Origin of the sequence: Pannonibacter carbonis (assembly GCF_003012935.1) — a bacterium.
Taxonomy (GTDB): domain Bacteria; phylum Pseudomonadota; class Alphaproteobacteria; order Rhizobiales; family Stappiaceae; genus Pannonibacter; species Pannonibacter carbonis.
Map to the genome: position 1 here is coordinate 19,387 of NZ_PUDR01000005.1, position 15,659 is coordinate 35,045.

General features: G+C 64.3%; 13 protein-coding genes. 7 read left to right on the forward strand and 6 right to left on the reverse strand.

Annotation, left to right across the window (positions count from 1 at the left end; all coding sequences use genetic code 11):
- Positions 1-127: 127 nt before the first annotated feature.
- Positions 128-682, forward strand: a complete 555-nt coding sequence (locus C8348_RS21930) for a flavin reductase family protein (RefSeq protein WP_198646978.1) — start codon at positions 128-130, stop codon at positions 680-682.
- 377 nt (positions 683-1,059) lie between these two features.
- Positions 1,060-2,073 (forward strand): P1 family peptidase, encoded by a 1,014-nt coding sequence (locus tag C8348_RS08480; protein ID WP_106752897.1) that lies wholly within the window; start codon positions 1,060-1,062, stop codon positions 2,071-2,073.
- Positions 2,074-2,142: 69 nt separating this feature from the next.
- Here C8348_RS08480 and C8348_RS08485 read toward each other — a convergent pair whose 3' ends face one another.
- Positions 2,143-3,759: a Na/Pi cotransporter family protein gene (locus tag C8348_RS08485; protein WP_157950408.1), complete on the reverse strand. Its 1,617-nt coding sequence runs from the start codon at positions 3,757-3,759 to the stop codon at positions 2,143-2,145.
- Between the two features lie 188 nt (positions 3,760-3,947).
- On the reverse strand, positions 3,948-7,460 hold the full coding sequence (locus C8348_RS08490; RefSeq protein ID WP_106752899.1) for an indolepyruvate ferredoxin oxidoreductase family protein: 3,513 nt from the start codon (positions 7,458-7,460) through the stop codon (positions 3,948-3,950).
- Between the two features lie 154 nt (positions 7,461-7,614).
- On the opposite strand from C8348_RS08490, the gene C8348_RS08495 reads away from it, so the two are divergent.
- The gene (locus tag C8348_RS08495) at positions 7,615-8,094 is read left to right on the forward strand and encodes an Lrp/AsnC family transcriptional regulator (protein ID WP_106753130.1); all 480 of its coding nucleotides are present in this window, start codon (positions 7,615-7,617) and stop codon (positions 8,092-8,094) included.
- A 385-nt stretch (positions 8,095-8,479) separates the two neighbouring features.
- Here the strand turns inward: C8348_RS08495 and C8348_RS08500 are convergent, their stop codons facing one another.
- On the reverse strand, positions 8,480-9,721 hold the full coding sequence (locus tag C8348_RS08500; RefSeq protein WP_244293967.1) for an NAD(P)/FAD-dependent oxidoreductase: 1,242 nt from the start codon (positions 9,719-9,721) through the stop codon (positions 8,480-8,482).
- 94 nt (positions 9,722-9,815) lie between these two features.
- Here C8348_RS08500 and C8348_RS08505 point away from each other — a divergent pair, with 94 nt between their 5' ends.
- Genes C8348_RS08505 through C8348_RS08515 form a run of 3 tightly spaced genes read left to right on the forward strand, consistent with a single transcriptional unit; the run spans position 9,816 to position 12,270 of the window.
- Positions 9,816-10,322, forward strand: a complete 507-nt coding sequence (locus C8348_RS08505; protein WP_106752901.1) for a hypothetical protein — start codon at positions 9,816-9,818, stop codon at positions 10,320-10,322.
- Positions 10,323-10,382: 60 nt separating this feature from the next.
- Positions 10,383-11,711, forward strand: coding sequence for an adenylosuccinate lyase (gene purB / locus C8348_RS08510; protein ID WP_106752902.1), 1,329 nt, complete (start codon positions 10,383-10,385; stop codon positions 11,709-11,711).
- Positions 11,712-11,715: 4 nt separating this feature from the next.
- Positions 11,716-12,270: an RBBP9/YdeN family alpha/beta hydrolase gene (locus C8348_RS08515; RefSeq protein ID WP_106752903.1), complete on the forward strand. Its 555-nt coding sequence runs from the start codon at positions 11,716-11,718 to the stop codon at positions 12,268-12,270.
- A gap of 378 nt (positions 12,271-12,648) precedes the next feature.
- Here C8348_RS08515 and C8348_RS08520 read toward each other — a convergent pair whose 3' ends face one another.
- The 3 genes from C8348_RS08520 to C8348_RS08530 all read right to left on the reverse strand — a co-directional run bounded on the left by C8348_RS08520 (position 12,649) and on the right by C8348_RS08530 (position 14,584).
- Entirely contained in the window at positions 12,649-12,861 is a 213-nt protein-coding gene (locus C8348_RS08520; protein WP_106752904.1) for a hypothetical protein, read from the reverse strand.
- Positions 12,862-13,005: 144 nt separating this feature from the next.
- Entirely contained in the window at positions 13,006-13,779 is a 774-nt protein-coding gene (locus C8348_RS08525; protein WP_106752905.1) for an HpcH/HpaI aldolase family protein, read from the reverse strand.
- Positions 13,780-14,260: 481 nt separating this feature from the next.
- On the reverse strand, positions 14,261-14,584 hold the full coding sequence (locus C8348_RS08530) for a DUF1476 domain-containing protein (protein ID WP_106752906.1): 324 nt from the start codon (positions 14,582-14,584) through the stop codon (positions 14,261-14,263).
- Positions 14,585-14,859: 275 nt separating this feature from the next.
- Between C8348_RS08530 and purC the strand changes: the two genes are divergently transcribed.
- Positions 14,860-15,657 carry a phosphoribosylaminoimidazolesuccinocarboxamide synthase gene (gene purC, locus C8348_RS08535; RefSeq protein WP_106752907.1) on the forward strand — a complete coding sequence of 266 codons (798 nt, stop codon included), beginning with the start codon at positions 14,860-14,862 and terminating at the stop codon, positions 15,655-15,657.
- Positions 15,658-15,659 lie beyond the last annotated feature (2 nt).

Below are 15,659 nucleotides of genomic sequence, written 5' to 3' on the forward strand. Positions count from 1 at the left end.
GGCTTTCGCCACCGGACAGCCTGAGAAATACTCTGGCCGATGAGTGCATTGCCCCCGTGCCGAGCTTGCTGCCAGGCCACATTTTCGCGCGTTGACCGCAAGACGCAAGGGAAAGACCTTTTCGCCCATGTCTGCTCCTAACAAGCCTGCTCCTAACCAGCCTGATCCGACTGCACTCGCAGGCAAGGCCGCTGCCCTGCCGGCGCTCGACATCGCCCGTTTCCGCGAGGCGATGAGCCGAATCGCCACCGCTGTCCATGTTCTGACGACGGACGGCGTCAGCGGGCGCTGCGGCGCGACCGTGTCCGCGGCCTGCTCGCTGACCGACAGCCCGCCTGCTCTGATCGTCTGCGTCAACCGCTCCAGCCGCATCCACGCGGCCGTGATGGAGAACCGGGTCTTCTGCCTCAACACGCTGGCCGGACACCAGAGCGGGCTCTCGGACACGTTCGCCGGCCGCAATGGCGCGGACATGGAGCCGCGCTTTGCCAGCGCCGAATGGATCACCGGCGCAACCGGAGCGCCCGTGCTGGTCGGCGCCTTGATGAGCGCAGATTGCAGCCTGTTGCAGACCCACGATGTCGGCTCGCATTCGATCTTCATCGGCGCGCTGAAGGATGTGCGACTGGGCGAGGCGCATGACGCCCTGATCTACAAGGCCCGCGCCTATCACAGCCTCTGAGGTCAACCGCGTCCTTATGGTGCTGGTTGGGCGATGCGCACCTCCCCCTGGAAACCTGACTATCTGAAATTTGGCCAGACTGTTTTCAAGGCATCTCAGCCCCCCTCCCCCTCGTGGGGAGGGGTGGGGTGGGGGGCACGGGAGACCGTCAGATCACAAAGCGTATAAAGTAAGCCTTGTCAGGGACATAAGTAGCCTGGATCTAAGACCGCTCCCCCCACCCCTCACCCCTCCCCACGAGGGGGAGGGGGGCTTCGAGGCCTGTGGAGCTTCACCCGTCATTTCCTGGTCCCTCCCCTTGCACAGAAGTCAAAAGCCGATCAGGCTTGGGGCTCCGGAGCCTCGTCTGTTTAAGGTCCGGCTGACGGAGGACCGCGATGCCGGGATTGAGTGACACGCTGCGCAACCTCATCACCGACGTACCCGGATTGTCTGTGGGCTGGGCCGATGATCTTGACCTGAAGTCCGGCGTCACGGTTATCCTGCCCGACCAGCCTGCGGTGGCCTCGGTCGCCATCCATGGCGGCGCGCCGGGCACGCGCGAAATCGCGCTGCTGGAACCCGAGCAAACCGTGGAGGCCGTCGATGCCATTGTGCTGGCCGGCGGATCGGCCTTCGGCCTCGATGCTGGCGCGGGCGTGCAGGGACGGCTGGCGGAAATGGGACGCGGCTTTCAGGTCGGCCCGGTGCGCGTGCCAATCGTTCCCTCGGCGATCCTGTTCGACCTCCTCAACGGCGGCAACAAGAGCTGGGGCGACATGGCCCCCTATCGCGACCTTGGACGGGCGGCACTCGACACGGTCTCACGCGATTTCCCGCTCGGCTCGCACGGCGCGGGCTGCGGCGCGACGACGGCCAACCTCAAGGGCGGGCTCGGCTCCGCCTCGATCCGGCTGGAGAACGGGGTGACAGTTGGCGCCATCGTTGCCGTCAATGCACTGGGCCGGGCAACCGTTGGCGATACGCGGCACTTCTGGGCCGCCCCTTACGAGCGCAACGGCGAGTTCGGCGGACTGGGCTATCCCAATCCCCTGCCCGACGATGCCGTCAGCGTACGGACCAAGCTCGACGCGCTGTCAGCAGGCGCGAACACCACGATCGCGGCCGTCGCCACCGATGCGATCCTGACCAAGGCAGAAGCCAAGCGCCTTGCCGTGATGGCGCATGATGGCCTCGCCCGGGCGCTGTGGCCGGCGCATACGCCGCTGGACGGCGACCTGGTGTTTGCAATCTCCACCGGCCAGAAAAAACTGGAGCGGCCGATGGCAGACATGGTTCAGCTGGGTGCAGCTGCCGTGTCCACCCTCGCCCGCGCCATTGCCCGGGGCATCTACCACGCCACACCGGCACCGGGCGATCCGGTGCCAACCTGGCAGCAGAAATTTTCCTGAACCGGACGCAAGAACAACCGGTGTCATGCTGGCGGCACACCCCGCCAGCATGACACCTATTGCAGCGCCTCAGGCCCGGACGTCCGTGCAGAGCGGGTCAAGCCAGCGGCCGAGCCGTTGCCGTGCTTTCCAGACAGCCATGGCACAACGCCGCATCTGCTGGATCTGCAGCAAACGCCGTTCCACCGCTTCAAGGTCAGCGCCCGGGCGGCTGGCCTGAGCCAGAAGCGATGCCTTCAGCAACTGGTAAGATGTCTCGACCTCGTTTACCGCAGCATCCGGGTCTGCCACCGGTTCCGCGTCAGGACCAAGATGTGTCGCCTGGAGCGCCGCAATAACCGTCCTGCGCATCTGCCCGATCTCCGGATCGTCGTCCTTTGCCTGCAGGCCAGGTACCGCCGCAACGGCAAGGCGCGCGGCCTCCTCAAGGTGCTGGACGCCACGGATGACATCAGGAATGGCGGACGAGACCGCTTCCGGCATCGCCTCCTTGTTCATCTGCTCGATGAAGCTGCGGATTGCCCGGCCAAGCACAAGGCTCCCGCTGAGGCGCACCTCAAGCTCGGCAGGTGAGCGAACCGGTTCGGCAAAGCAATCGAGGGAGAGGGAATGCGTGATGGATGACAACCTCGCTGTTTCCAGAAGCACGCCGCGCAGCGCCAGCTGCGGCACCGGGCGCAGGGTCGGATCAAGAAACTCCGGCCGGCCGATCCTTTCCTCCGCGTTGACGAAGCGCCGTTCAAGCCACTGGACCAGTCCACCCGTCAGCGGCCAAATCAGAACCAAGCCCAAGCAATTGAAAAGAGTATGAAAAACCGCTAGAATCAGGGCGATATCCGCCGCGCCAGCTGCCTCCCCCGAAACGTCGGCAGCAAGGAGCCGGGCAAGGTGCAGCAACGGGTACAGCAAGATCAGCGCGGCACAGGCCGTGAGGCAGTTGAAGGCAATATGGGCCGCCGCAACCCGCCGGGCCGGCGGCGTTGCCGACAGCGCCGCAAAAGCCGCTGTCGATGTTGTGCCGATGTTGGTTCCGATGACGGCTGCAGCCCCCAAAAAGAGCGGCAGGCCTGCCCCCGCGCTCGAGGTCAGCACAATGGCCATAGCTGCGCTCGACGACTGGGTCAGGATGGTCAGGGCTATCCCGACCAGAAGGAAAATCGGAATTCCGGTGAGGGGCGTTTCAGCCAGACCTGAGAGTGCCGCAGGCACGGCCACATCACCGAAGGCCTGCTGCAGGAATCCGATGCCGAGAAAGAAGGCGCCAAATCCGGCAATGGCCTGCCCAAGCCCGGAGAGCCGGCCCCGGGACCCCGCTGCCACGCGGACGACCATTCCGGCACCGAGCAGGGGCAGGGCAAGGCCGACAATGTCCAGCTTGAACCCCAGAGTGGCCACCAGCCAGCCGGTCATCGTCGTCCCGATATTCGTGCCAAATATCACCCATATCGACTGGGCCAGGGACAGGAGACCCGCGTTCACAAAGCCAATGGTGGCAACCGTCACCGCCGAAGACGACTGAACGATCGCCGTCACCGCAATACCGGCGAGAACTCCGCGCCAGGGCGCCCCGGTGGCGCTGCGCAACAAGCTCTCGAGCGCCTTGCCGGCCGCCAGCTTCAGACCATCGGTCATCATCCACATGCCGGCGAGAAAGAGACCCGTGCCGCCAAGCAGCAGGGCTATCATGCCGCCACCCCGGCCGGCATAGGAGGCACGTGACCTGTGCATGCGCCTGGAAAAAGACATTCATGGGTGCGAATGACGACAGCCCTCCTGCTGTGCTCCGGACTGTCGGAACACGACATTGCCATAGCCGGAGGGCCGCCGCATGTGCAGCCGGAAAGACACCTATGCGGCGGCAACAAGGAACGCGATTATTCCGCCGCAGCCATGAACCCTTCCGAGCCGTTGCCGGTGACGAGCTTGTGCATCAGTTGCTCACGCTTGGCCTCGGCCTTGGCAAGGTTCGCTTCCTTCACCGGGCCGAAACCACGCACCAGATCCGGCACGCGGGCGATCTCCACCAGAAGGCCGTAGCTCGCCGTGCCGAGGTGACCGGTGAGAACCGCGACATCGGCGCTGTAGCTGTCGACCAACGCCCGCTCTGCCTTGCGCTCGGCGTTGTAGCCGAAAATGTCGAGCCTGGTGCCGCGCAGCGACTTGAACTTCGACAACAGGCGGAAGGCGGTGAAGATCCACGGACCGAAGCCGATCTTGGCCGGGCGGCCCGTCTTCGGATCCTTGCGATGGGCCAGAAGCGGCGGGGCCAGCAGGACCTTCAGCTTCTTCGGATCATCGAACTGCGCCAGCAGCTTGGTCTTGAAGGCCGGATCGGCATAGAGCCGCGCGACCTCATACTCGTCCTTGTAGGCCATCACCTTGTAGAGCATGTCCGCGACCGTCCCCGTGAGGCGGAAGGTGCCCGGACCATGGGTCGCGTCGGCCTTGCGCATGTCGCCAACCAGCGCTGTGAAGCGGTCGGCATAGGCAGCGTTCTGGTAGGCGGTGAGCTCCCGGGCGTAGCGGGCGATCTTCTCGTCCAGCGTCTCGGCCGCCGGCTTTTCCTGGCCCGGCAGGGCCGACAGGATCTTCACCGGATCGGCAGCCAGCACGCGCCCGGCGCGGAAGGCCTTGATGTTGCTGGCTACAGACGCGCCGTTCAGTTCCAGCGCGGCCTCGATGGCTTCGGCATGCAGCGGCAGGCCGCCGGCCTGATAGGCCATGCCGACCAGCATCATGTTGGCGTAGATGGCATCGCCGAAAAGCTTCTCGGCAACGCTCGCCGCATCCATCGGCAGGCAGGCGCGCGAGGCGGCTTCCAGCGACTTCAGCATCCGCGCCTCGTCGAAGGACAAGGTCTGTTTCAGCACGAATTCGGCGGTCGGTGCCACGCGGGTATTGGCGACACTCAGCATCACCGGACGGTTGGCCAGCGCAAGCTGTTCGGCGTTGGTGGCCACGACCATGTCGGAGGCGATTAGCACATCAAGCGCGGCCGTGGGCACGCGCGGGCCCTCGATACCCCGCTCAAGCGAGGCGAAGCGCACATGCGAGGTCACCGGGCCACCCTTCTGGGCCAGACCGGTCATGTCCAGCGTCGAGGCCTGGATGCCATCCAGATGCGCCGCCATGGCGAGAACGGCGGAGATGGTCGTCACGCCCATGCCACCGATACCGGCAACGAGCAGGTTGCGGGTGCGCTCCAGCCCCGGCAGCTCGACCTCGGGCAGGTCCGTCAGCATGGCGTCGATATCGAGGCCCTTTGTGGTCGCCTTGCGCAGGGCTGCGCCGCCAACCTCGACGAAGGACGGGCAGAAGCCCTTCACGCAGGAAAAGTCCTTGTTGCAGCTCGACTGATTGATCTGGCGCTTTTCGCCGAAGGCCGTCTTCAGCGGCTCGACGGAGAGACAATTGGACTGCACCGAACAGTCACCGCAGCCCTCGCAGACACGGTCGTTGATGAACAGGCGCAGATCCGGATCGGGGAACGAGCCCTTCTTGCGGCGGCGACGCTTTTCGGCTGCGCACGTCTGGTCATAGACGATGACGGTGACGCCCAGCACGGTCTGGAACTCGCGCTGCACATCCATCAGGAAATCGCGGTGCACGACCTGGGTCAGCGGGGCAAGATCACTTCGGCCGATATAGGCATCAGGGTTTTCCGAGACGACGGCAATGCGGTCAACGCCCTCGGCCTCGAGCTGCCGGGTGATCTGCGGCACGGTGAGCGTGCCGTCATGCGGCTGGCCGCCGGTCATGGCGACGGCGTCGTTGTAGAGGATCTTGTAGGTGATCGGCATCTTCGCGGCGATGGACTGACGGATCGCCAGAATTCCGGAATGGAAATAGGTGCCATCGCCCAGATTGGCGAAAACGTGGGTGTCGTTGGAGAAGTCCTTCTGCCCGACCCACAGCACGCCCTCCCCGCCCATGGCGATCTGGCCGTCGGTGGTGCGGCCCGCCTGTTCGGTCATGGCGTGGCAGCCGATGCCCGGCAGCGAGCGGGAGCCTTCCGGCGTCACGGTTGAAGAGGAATGCGGGCAGCCGGAGCAGAAATACGGCACGCGGGCGGCGCGTTCCGCATGACCCTGGGCCCACATCACCTGCATCGTCATCTTTTCGCTGACGGCGCGCATCTCGTCGCTGACAACATCTTCCGGCAGATACTTCAGCAGGGCCTGCAGGATTTCGGCGACAGACAGTTCCAGCACATCGGACAGGAACGGCGAGCCATCCGGTGTGCGCTTGCCCCAGATCAACGGGCGCGAGCCTTCCGGCCAATGGTAGGAGATCGACTTGATCTGCTGTTCCATGAAGGCCCGCTTGTGCTCGACGACGAGCAGCTTGGACAGGCCACGGCCAAATTCGGTGAAATTGTAGGGCTCCAGCGGCCAGGGCATGGCCACCTTGTAGACAGCAAGGCCGATGTCGCGGGCGCGGGCCTCGGTGATGCCAAGGAGATCCAGCGCCTGCAGCAGGTCGCGGAAGGCCTTGCCGGTGGCAACGATGCCGAAGCGCGGACGGCTGGCGCCGAAGGCGATGGCATCAAGCCGGTTGGCACGGACATAGGCCTGGGCCGCCGGGATGCGCACATCGCGCAGAAGGCGCTCGGTCTCCAGCCGGTTGCCCAGCATCAGCACGCGGTTGAGATCCTGTTCGCCCCAGGGATCGCTGTCGGGGCGCAGGAACGTCAGCCGCTGCGGGGCAACAGAAATGGTGGCCGAAGCGTCCATCGTGTCGGCGAGGCAGATCATCGCGGTCCACAGACCGGCATAGCGCGACAGTTCGAAGCCGTGCAGGCCGTAGTCGAGAACTTCCTGAATGTCAGCCGGATTGAGGATCGGCATTTCGGCGTGCTCGAAGAAGAACTCGCTCTGCGCCGGAAGGATCGAGGATTTGGCAAGGTGGTCGTCGCCAGCAAGGGCCAGAACGCCGCCGTTGCGATCAACCCCCGAGGCATTGGCCTGTTTCAGCACATCACCGGCCCGGTCAACGCCCGGGGCCTTGCCGTACCAGATCCCGAAAACACCGTCGTAGCTGGAGCCGCGCCCGTGCTGGCGTACCTTCTGGGAGCCCCAGACCGCGGTGGCGCCGAGCTCCTCGTTGACACCCGGCTTGAACACCACGTCATGGGCTGCGAGATGACGACGCGCCCGGGTCAGCTCGGTGTCGTAACCGGCCAGCGGCGAGCCGCGATAGCCTGAGATGAAGCCTCCCGTCTTCAGTCCCGCGTCCCGGTCGAGGCGCTTGCGATCCAGCGCCAGACGCACCAGCGCCTGGATGCCTGTCAGATAGATGCGGCCATCGAGTGCAGCAAATTTATCGTCCAGCGTTACGGACTTGCGAGCCTGATCGTCGCGTGTGACGATGGGTGCATAAACGTTCATCGGATCCCCTCCTCGGCCAGATTGACGACGCTTTTCAGCCCTCGCCAACCCACGGCCTCTCGAGGAACCAATATCGTCCTTTTCCACGGCAAGTTCTGTGCTAATGTGCCTGCCCAAGAGCCCGAAGTGGCGCAATCCTTCCAAGAAGCCGGGAATGACCGAAAATTTTCTCCTAGACCCTTCCGACATCCGGGTCCTCCGGGTGCTGCAGCGGGATGCATCGCAATCCATCGCTGAAATTGCCAAGGCGGCCGGCATGAGCCAGACGCCTTGCTGGCGCCGTATCAAGAAGCTGAAGGAGATGGGGGTCATCCGTCAAGTGGTGGCCGTCGTCGACCGGGAATCCGTCGGTCTCGGCTTCGTCTCCTATGCGTTCGTGAAGCTGACGGTGCCCAGCCGCGACAACATGGAGACCTTCGACAAGCTGGTGCATCACTGGCAGGAAGTCGTTACCTGTGAACGCATCACCGGCGCGGTCGACTACCTGATCAAGGTGGTGACGGACGACATCAAGGCCTATGACAATTTCCTGCGGCTGAAACTCCTCGACAACACGCTGGTGTCGGACGTGCAGTCGCGCATCGTGGTCAACACGGTGAAGGACACCGTCGCCCTGCCGCTGCGAGAGCGGTGAGGAAAACGCCAGAACCGGCAGTCAGAACCCCAGCGCCGCTCCCCTCCCTGGACGGCAGGGCTTTCGCATATGATGTGCAGCACATGTTCAGTGAACGACTGAGCCGGAAATTATTACCCTGTCGGAGCCCCTCCGCTCCCCTCCCCCACGTGGGGAGGGGTTGGGGGTGGGGGGAACAGACTGCAATCCAGATAACCGGCGTTCCTGACTGGACGTGTTTCACGCAATTTGCGACCAAACGGTCGCCGTGCCCCCCACCCCTCACCCCTCCCCACGAGGGGGAGGGGGGCGGCGAGGCCTCGAAAACTGTCTGACCAAATCTGCGAGAGCCCTGCCCTCCAGAGGGAACAGTGGCACCGCGCCAATGGCGCGAAGGCACGCGCCATCAAAACCGATTGGGCGACAGCGGGCCGGGATCAACAAACGGGTCCTGACCCGTGATCATTTCGGCGATCAGGCGGCCAGTGACCGGTCCGAGCGTGAAGCCGACATGGCCGTGGCCGAAGTTGAGCCACAGGCCGGCCTCACCAGGCGCGGCGCCCGTGACGGGAAGAGAATCGGCAAAGCAGGGCCGCGCGCCCATCCAGGGCTCGGATTCCGCCGGCACGCCAAGCGGATAGATTTCCTTCGCCTTCTCAAGCGCCTTGCCGATCTGCACCGGCGACGGCGGCGCATCACGGTCGCGGAACTCGATCCCCGTGGTCAGACGGATGCCCTTTTCCATCGGCGTCAGGACATAGCCGTGTTCCATGTCGACGACCGGCCGGCCAAGAACGGCATTCGCCGGGGCCTTGTAGTGCAGGTGATAACCGCGTTTGACGATCATCGGAAAGCGCAGGCCGAAGCCTTTGAGGAGATCCGGCGCCCAGGGTCCGAGACAGACAACCACCGCCCGCCCGCGTACCGGCCCCCGGTCGGTTGCCACGGCCCAACCGCCGCGCGAGCGGCTGAGGCGGCGGGCATCGCCCAGATACAGCCGGCCGCCGCCTTCGACGACGGCCCGCGCAAAGGCCTTGGTGACACCACCCGGGCTGGACACCGAATGGCTCTCCGGCCAGTAGACCCCCTGACACGAATCAGCCAGCAGCGCCGGTTCCAGTTCATTGATTTCGAGCGGCCCCAGTTCCTGGTACTCGGCGCCGAAGATGCGGGCGAAGTGACGTTCCGTCTCGGCGGCCCTGTAGGCCGCTTCCGTCCGGTAGAGATGCAGCCAGCCAGTCTTGCGGTAAAAGGCTTCGCAGCCGGCCATTTCGGCGAGCACTTGATGCTCGACCACTGCATGACGCTCGAAACTGTCGATGGCATGGGCAAAGCGCTGCAGTCCGGCGCGCGATGATTGCCGCTTCAAGGCCGCCAGCCAGGGCGCAATGCGCAGGACGGTCCTCAGGTCATAATTGACGGCCGGGCTGCGCTTCAGCGCGATGTCGAGAAGAAAACGCCAGTCGTCGGGAAAGCCGATCGGGACGAAACCATTGCGCTCGATGATGCCGGCATTGCCATAGGAAGTTTCCTCGCCGGGCTGGCGGCGATCGACAAGGGCGACGTCAAGCCCCTTGCGCTGGAGCTGCAAGGCCGTCGAGGCCCCGACAATCCCCGCCCCCAGCACGATGACGTCTACACTGTGCACGCCCGCTCCTGCCCAAGACGATTTACCGGATGTTGCCACCGTCATCTTCCGGCATATACCCTGAAACGCAACAAGACACAGGGATAATTCAGCAATGACCGTCCGCAGCCACAAGGGGCGAGCCCTGGAGGTGAGCATTGCCGCCCTGCTCTGGCCACCGGCCATGGCTGCGCTCGCCGGGTTTCATGTGCTGCGCGCAGAGGAAGCGATGACCGCCCGAACGCTTGCCTTGATGGTCATCTACGGCCTTGGCGGGCTCACGGGCGCACTGCTCGCCTGGCCGCTGGCCCTGTGGATTGCCGACCGCCGGAAAGCCGCAACCGCACGTTTCGCAGCGCTGTTCCTGTTGCTCGGCCTCGGCACGGCCGGAGCGACGGCGTTCTGCTATTTCCTGCAGTTCCGCCTCTACTATGCCGCCTTCCACCAGACGCCGCTCAGCCGCGACTGGATCCTCGAAACGCTGATGACCGGCGCCAACGCCGGCTATCTGTTTGCCATCGACGGCACGCGGATCCTTTTGCCAGCCGGGCTGCCGCTGCTGGTTTGCGCCGCGCTGATCTTTGTGCGCCAGCGAAGCCGGGAGGACAGCCGCGCTGATTGAGGTTCAGGGCGCTACCTGCTATTGGCACGGCCAACATCCCTTGAAAACACGAGGCCCGCGATGATCCCGCGCTATTCCCGCCCCGACATGGTCGCCATCTGGTCGCCGGAGACGAAGTTCCGCATCTGGTTCGAGATCGAGGCGCATGCCTGCGACGCGCTTGCCGAGATCGGCGTGATCCCGAAGGAAGCGGCCAAGACCATCTGGGAAAAGGGCGGCCCGGCCACCTTTGACATCGAGCGCATCGACGAGATCGAACGCGAGACCAAGCATGACGTCATCGCCTTCCTGACCCATCTGGCCGAGATCGTCGGTCCGGATGCCCGCTTCGTGCACCAGGGCATGACCTCCTCTGACGTGCTCGACACCTGCTTCAACGTTCAGCTGGTCAAGGCGACGGACCTTCTGCTGAAGGACATGGACGCGCTGCTCGCCGCCCTCAAGCGCCGCGCCTTCGAGCACAAGGACACGGTCACCATCGGCCGCTCGCATGGCATCCACGCCGAGCCGGTCACCTTCGGCCTGAAGCTCGCCCAGGCCTATGCCGAGTTCGACCGCTGCCGCACCCGCCTCCTGCATGCGCGCGAGGAAATCGCCACCTGCGCCATTTCCGGCGCGGTCGGCACCTTCGCCAACATCGACCCGCGCGTCGAAGAACACGTCGCCGAGGCCATGGGCCTGAAGGCCGAGCCGGTGTCGACCCAGGTCATCCCGCGCGACCGCCATGCGATGTATTTCGCCACGCTCGGCGTCATCGCCTCGTCGATCGAGCGCCTCGCGACCGAAGTGCGCCACCTGCAGCGCACGGAAGTGCTGGAAGCGGAGGAGTATTTCTCCCCCGGCCAGAAGGGCTCCTCGGCGATGCCGCACAAGCGCAACCCGGTGTTGACCGAAAATCTCACCGGTCTGGCCCGCCTGGTGCGCGGCTATGCCATCCCGGCGATGGAGAACGTCGCCCTGTGGCACGAGCGCGACATCTCGCATTCCTCCGTCGAGCGCATGATCGGCCCGGACGCGACCATCACCCTTGACTTCGCCCTCGCGCGCCTGACCACCGTCATCGACAAGCTGCTGGTCTATCCGGAGCGCATGATGGGCAACATGGACCGTCTCGGTGGCCTCGTGCATTCCCAGCGCATCCTGCTGGCCCTGACCCAGGCCGGTTCCTCGCGCGAGGACGCCTACCGTCTCGTCCAGCGCAACGCCATGAAGGTCTGGGAAAGCTACCAGGTCGCCGGCAGCGCCACGGTCGACTTCCTGACCGAGCTTCTCAACGACGCTGACGTGCGCAAGTATCTGTCGGAAGACGAGATCCGCGCCCGCTTCGACCTTGGCTACCACACCAAGGCGGTCGACGTGATCTTCAAGCGTGTGTTTGGCGAGGCCTGAGACGATGAAGACGGCAGAAGCTGAGATCCTGCTCATCCCCGGCTTCGGCAATGCCGAGGCCGGCCACTGGATGCGCCGCTGGGCGGACAAGATCTCGACCGCCCGGGTGGTCGAGCAGGACAACTGGTGGACGCCGTCGAAGAAGGTCTGGATGGAAACCCTGCTCGCGGAAATCGAGCGGGCAACCAAGCCGGTCGTGCTGGTGGCACATTCCCTGGGCTGCATCTTCGTGGCCCATGGCGCGCATGTTCTGCCGAAGGACAAGGTCAGGGGGGCGTTTCTCGTTGCCCCCTCCGACTGGGACCGCCCAGGCCTCGTGCCGGAGTTCGACGGCGGCGACTTCGTGCCGGTGCCGCGCATGCCCCTGCCCTTCCGCACCCATGTGGTGGCAAGCCGCAATGATGACTACTGCGACTATGCCGTTGCCCATGATCTGGCGACGGCTTGGGGCGCCACATTGCAGGACGCCGGACAGGCCGGCCACATCAACCTGGAAAGCGGCCACGGCCCCTGGCCGGAGGGCATGATGTCCTTCGCCCATTTCATGGCACGGCTGTAACGCAGCGCCGGCAGCACAACGTTCGCGGGATGGTTGGGAGCGCCAGTCATACAGCGGTCATCCCCGCCTTGTGCGGGGATGACCGCCGCAGTCCTTCTGGCGTGTCAGCCGCAGCCTCTCAGCGCCCCTCCCCCTCGTGGGGAGGGGTCGGGGGTGGGGGGACAGCGGCGGACAGACCATGAGAAGCCAACGTCTTGTGACCGCAGCCTGCACCTGGTTTCAATATCTGACGTTTGGTCGTAGAGCCCCCCACCCCTTACCCGACCTGGGTCGAGCCAACGGTCTCGCCCCGCCTTGGGCCCCCACGAGGGGGAGGGGCGCTGAGACGCCGCGATAAAGATTTGCGCTCTGGTGCGATTGACCTCCCACCCCTGCCCCTCACGCCAAGCGGCGCGGGCGGATGGCGTCATTAATCTTCTTGCCCACCACCAGACTGACGGGAATGGCGACCAAAAGGCCGATGCCGGCTGCAATTGCCAGAAGCAGCGGGTTGAATTCATTGACGCCATAGACGGTCAGCGGCACGAGCGCACCGATGCCGGCCAGCGTCGGGCCGATGATGATGAAGAGGATGGCTGCAAGCTTCCACATGTGACGGGTTCCCTGACAAGGGGTTCAGCCGGAACAGGATCCGGCCCTGCTGTCATCGTCCCGCCGTCCGGACGCATTCGCGCGTCCCGGGGATGACCTGGCAGGCAGGATGACCCGAGCCACCCTGCCCTGCCTTGACCCTTGTCAACTGATCCGCGCCAGCGTGTCCTTCAGCGCGGCGGATAACAGCGTCAAATCGACGCCATGGGCGATGAAGCTGTAGCCCATGTCCCGGGCCTGGCCGACGCCGGAGGCCTCAAGGCAGAAGATGCCGGCAATCTTGCCGGCCGCGCGCGTGCGTGCGGCGATATCCTGCGCAGCTGCCATCGTCATGTTGCCGCCCGGATCGAGCTTTGCCCCCTTGTTCAGCGTCAGCGACAGGTCACTCGGCCCGACGAAGATGCCATCGATCCCCGGCTCGGCAAGGATGTCATCGAGTGCGGCAATCGCTTCCGGCGTTTCGATCATCGCCAGCGAAAGAAGCTCGGTGTTGGCACTCGCGAGATAGTCGGCGGGCGATTTGCCGGCCAGCATCGCGCCACGCTGCGGCCCCCAGCTGCGCGCGCCAATCGGCGGGTATTTCATCGCATCGGCAAAGGCCTTGGCCTCGGCGGCGGAGTTGATCATCGGGGCGATGACCAATTCGGCACCGAAATCCAGTGCGCGGCTGGCCGTGCCCGATTCGCCGACCGGAATACGGACGGCCCGGTGCGCACCCGAAAGCGCGATGGCCGCCAGCCCGTCCCGCAGGCTGGCAATGTCATGCATGCCATGCTGCATGTCGAGCGTGACGCAGGGATACCCGGCCCGGCCCATGACCTCGGCGAGGATCGGCACGGCAAGGTTGGACCAGGCGGTCACGATGGTTTCGCCGGCACGCAGACGCGTGGCGAGGCTGGGCTGGGTTGAGATGGACATGATCTTGGATCCCTGAGCTGTCACGACTGCGCGGCAAGAGGTTCGCCAGCGCCGTCCGGTTGGAGCGGGATCAAAGCCGGTTCGCACGGCGACGGCAAGGCGTGACAGACAGTGGGCAGTTGCCTTGGCGAAACAAGTTCACACAAGGTCAAGGCACAAACAGAACAACGTGACCACAGCGAAAACCCATTCTGCCCGCCTCCGCAGTTACCTCCATCCCCTGTCATTCCGGACAAGGTGAGCGTTCAGCGAACCGACGATCCGGAATCCAGCGGATCTGCGCGAGCGAGCCCTTCACCTTAGCAGAAGTATCCGCAAACACCGGACCAGTCTCGTCGCGCATCGCGCGGCTGATATCTGGATCCCGGCTCGGCGCTTCGCTAACGCTCAGCTTGGCCGGGATGACGACAGAATGAACAGTCTTGCCAAAAAAACAAAGACCCCGCCGAAGCGGGGTCTGGAAGGCTCATCGGAGAAAGGCTTATTCGCCCTTCTGGATCTGGTCGATGGCGGTGTGCATCAGTTCGTCCATCGTGCGGCGAATCTGGTGGTCGGACTGTTCGACATGCCCCTTGTCGAGGTCGCCGCGGATCTTGCGGAACACGTCCTCGTCACCGGCTTCCTCGAAGTCCGCGCGGACGACTTCCTTGGCATAAGCGTCGGCCTGCTCGCCGGAAAGGCCAAGCAGGTCGGCAGCCCAAAGGCCGAGCAGCTTGTTGCGGCGGGCAGTGGCCTTGAAGCGAAGTTCCTCGTCGTGAGCAAACTTGCTCTCGAAACCCTTCTCGCGATTATCGAACGTGCTCATCTGGTGCCTCCTCACTGGCGGACAGAAAGTCTACCCCTGAAATGGGGGCTTTTTCGGGCTTCTCAATATCCTTCACCGCCCTGCAAATCAACGCGATATCGCCGCGATCCCGCATCGGTGCGCCAGCAAAGAGAAAGGCGGGGCCGCGCTCATTGTGCTTTTGCGAAGGATCAGTTAAGTTCCGCGCCGCTAATGCGGGGCTAAATGTCGATAACGCGGTGATTGGTCAGCGCTCGCGCCACCCGGAATCAGACGCCAAGGAGTTTCCCGCCTCGATGGATTTCCTCGAACGAACACGGTACGTGCCCATGAATCGCCGCCGGCGCATCTATGAAGGCAAGGGCAAGATCCTCTATGAGGGCCCGGAGCCTGGAACCTTGATCCAGCATTTCAAGGACGACGCAACAGCCTTCAATGCCAAGAAACACGAGATTGTCGACGGCAAGGGTGTCCTCAACAACCGGATCTCCGAATTCATCTTCAACCAGCTGAACGGCATGGGCATTCCGACCCATTTCATTCGCCGGATGAACATGCGCGAGCAGCTGATCCGCGAAGTCGAGATCATTCCGCTGGAAGTCGTGGTCCGCAACGTGGCCGCCGGCTCGCTGGCGACCCGTCTCGGCCTCGAGGAAGGCACCCAGCTGCCGCGCTCGATCATCGAGTTCTACTACAAGAGCGATGCGCTGAACGACCCGCTGGTCGCCGAAGAGCATGTCACCGCCTTTGGCTGGGCCACCCCGCAGGAACTCGACGACATCATGGCGCTTGCCATCCGTGTCAATGACTTCCTGTCCGGCCTGTTCCTTGGCGTCGGCATCCGCCTTGTCGATTTCAAGATCGAATGCGGCCGCCTGTTCGAGGGCGACATGATGCGCATCGTCGTTGCCGACGAGATCTCCCCGGACAACTGCCGTCTGTGGGACATCACGACCAACGAGAAGATGGACAAGGACCGCTTCCGCCGCGACCTCGGCGGCATGCTCGAGGCCTACCAGGAAGTTGCCCGCCGTCTGGGCATCCTGAACGACAACGAGCGCCCCGGCGGCTCCGGCCCGACGCTGGTGCAGTAAGC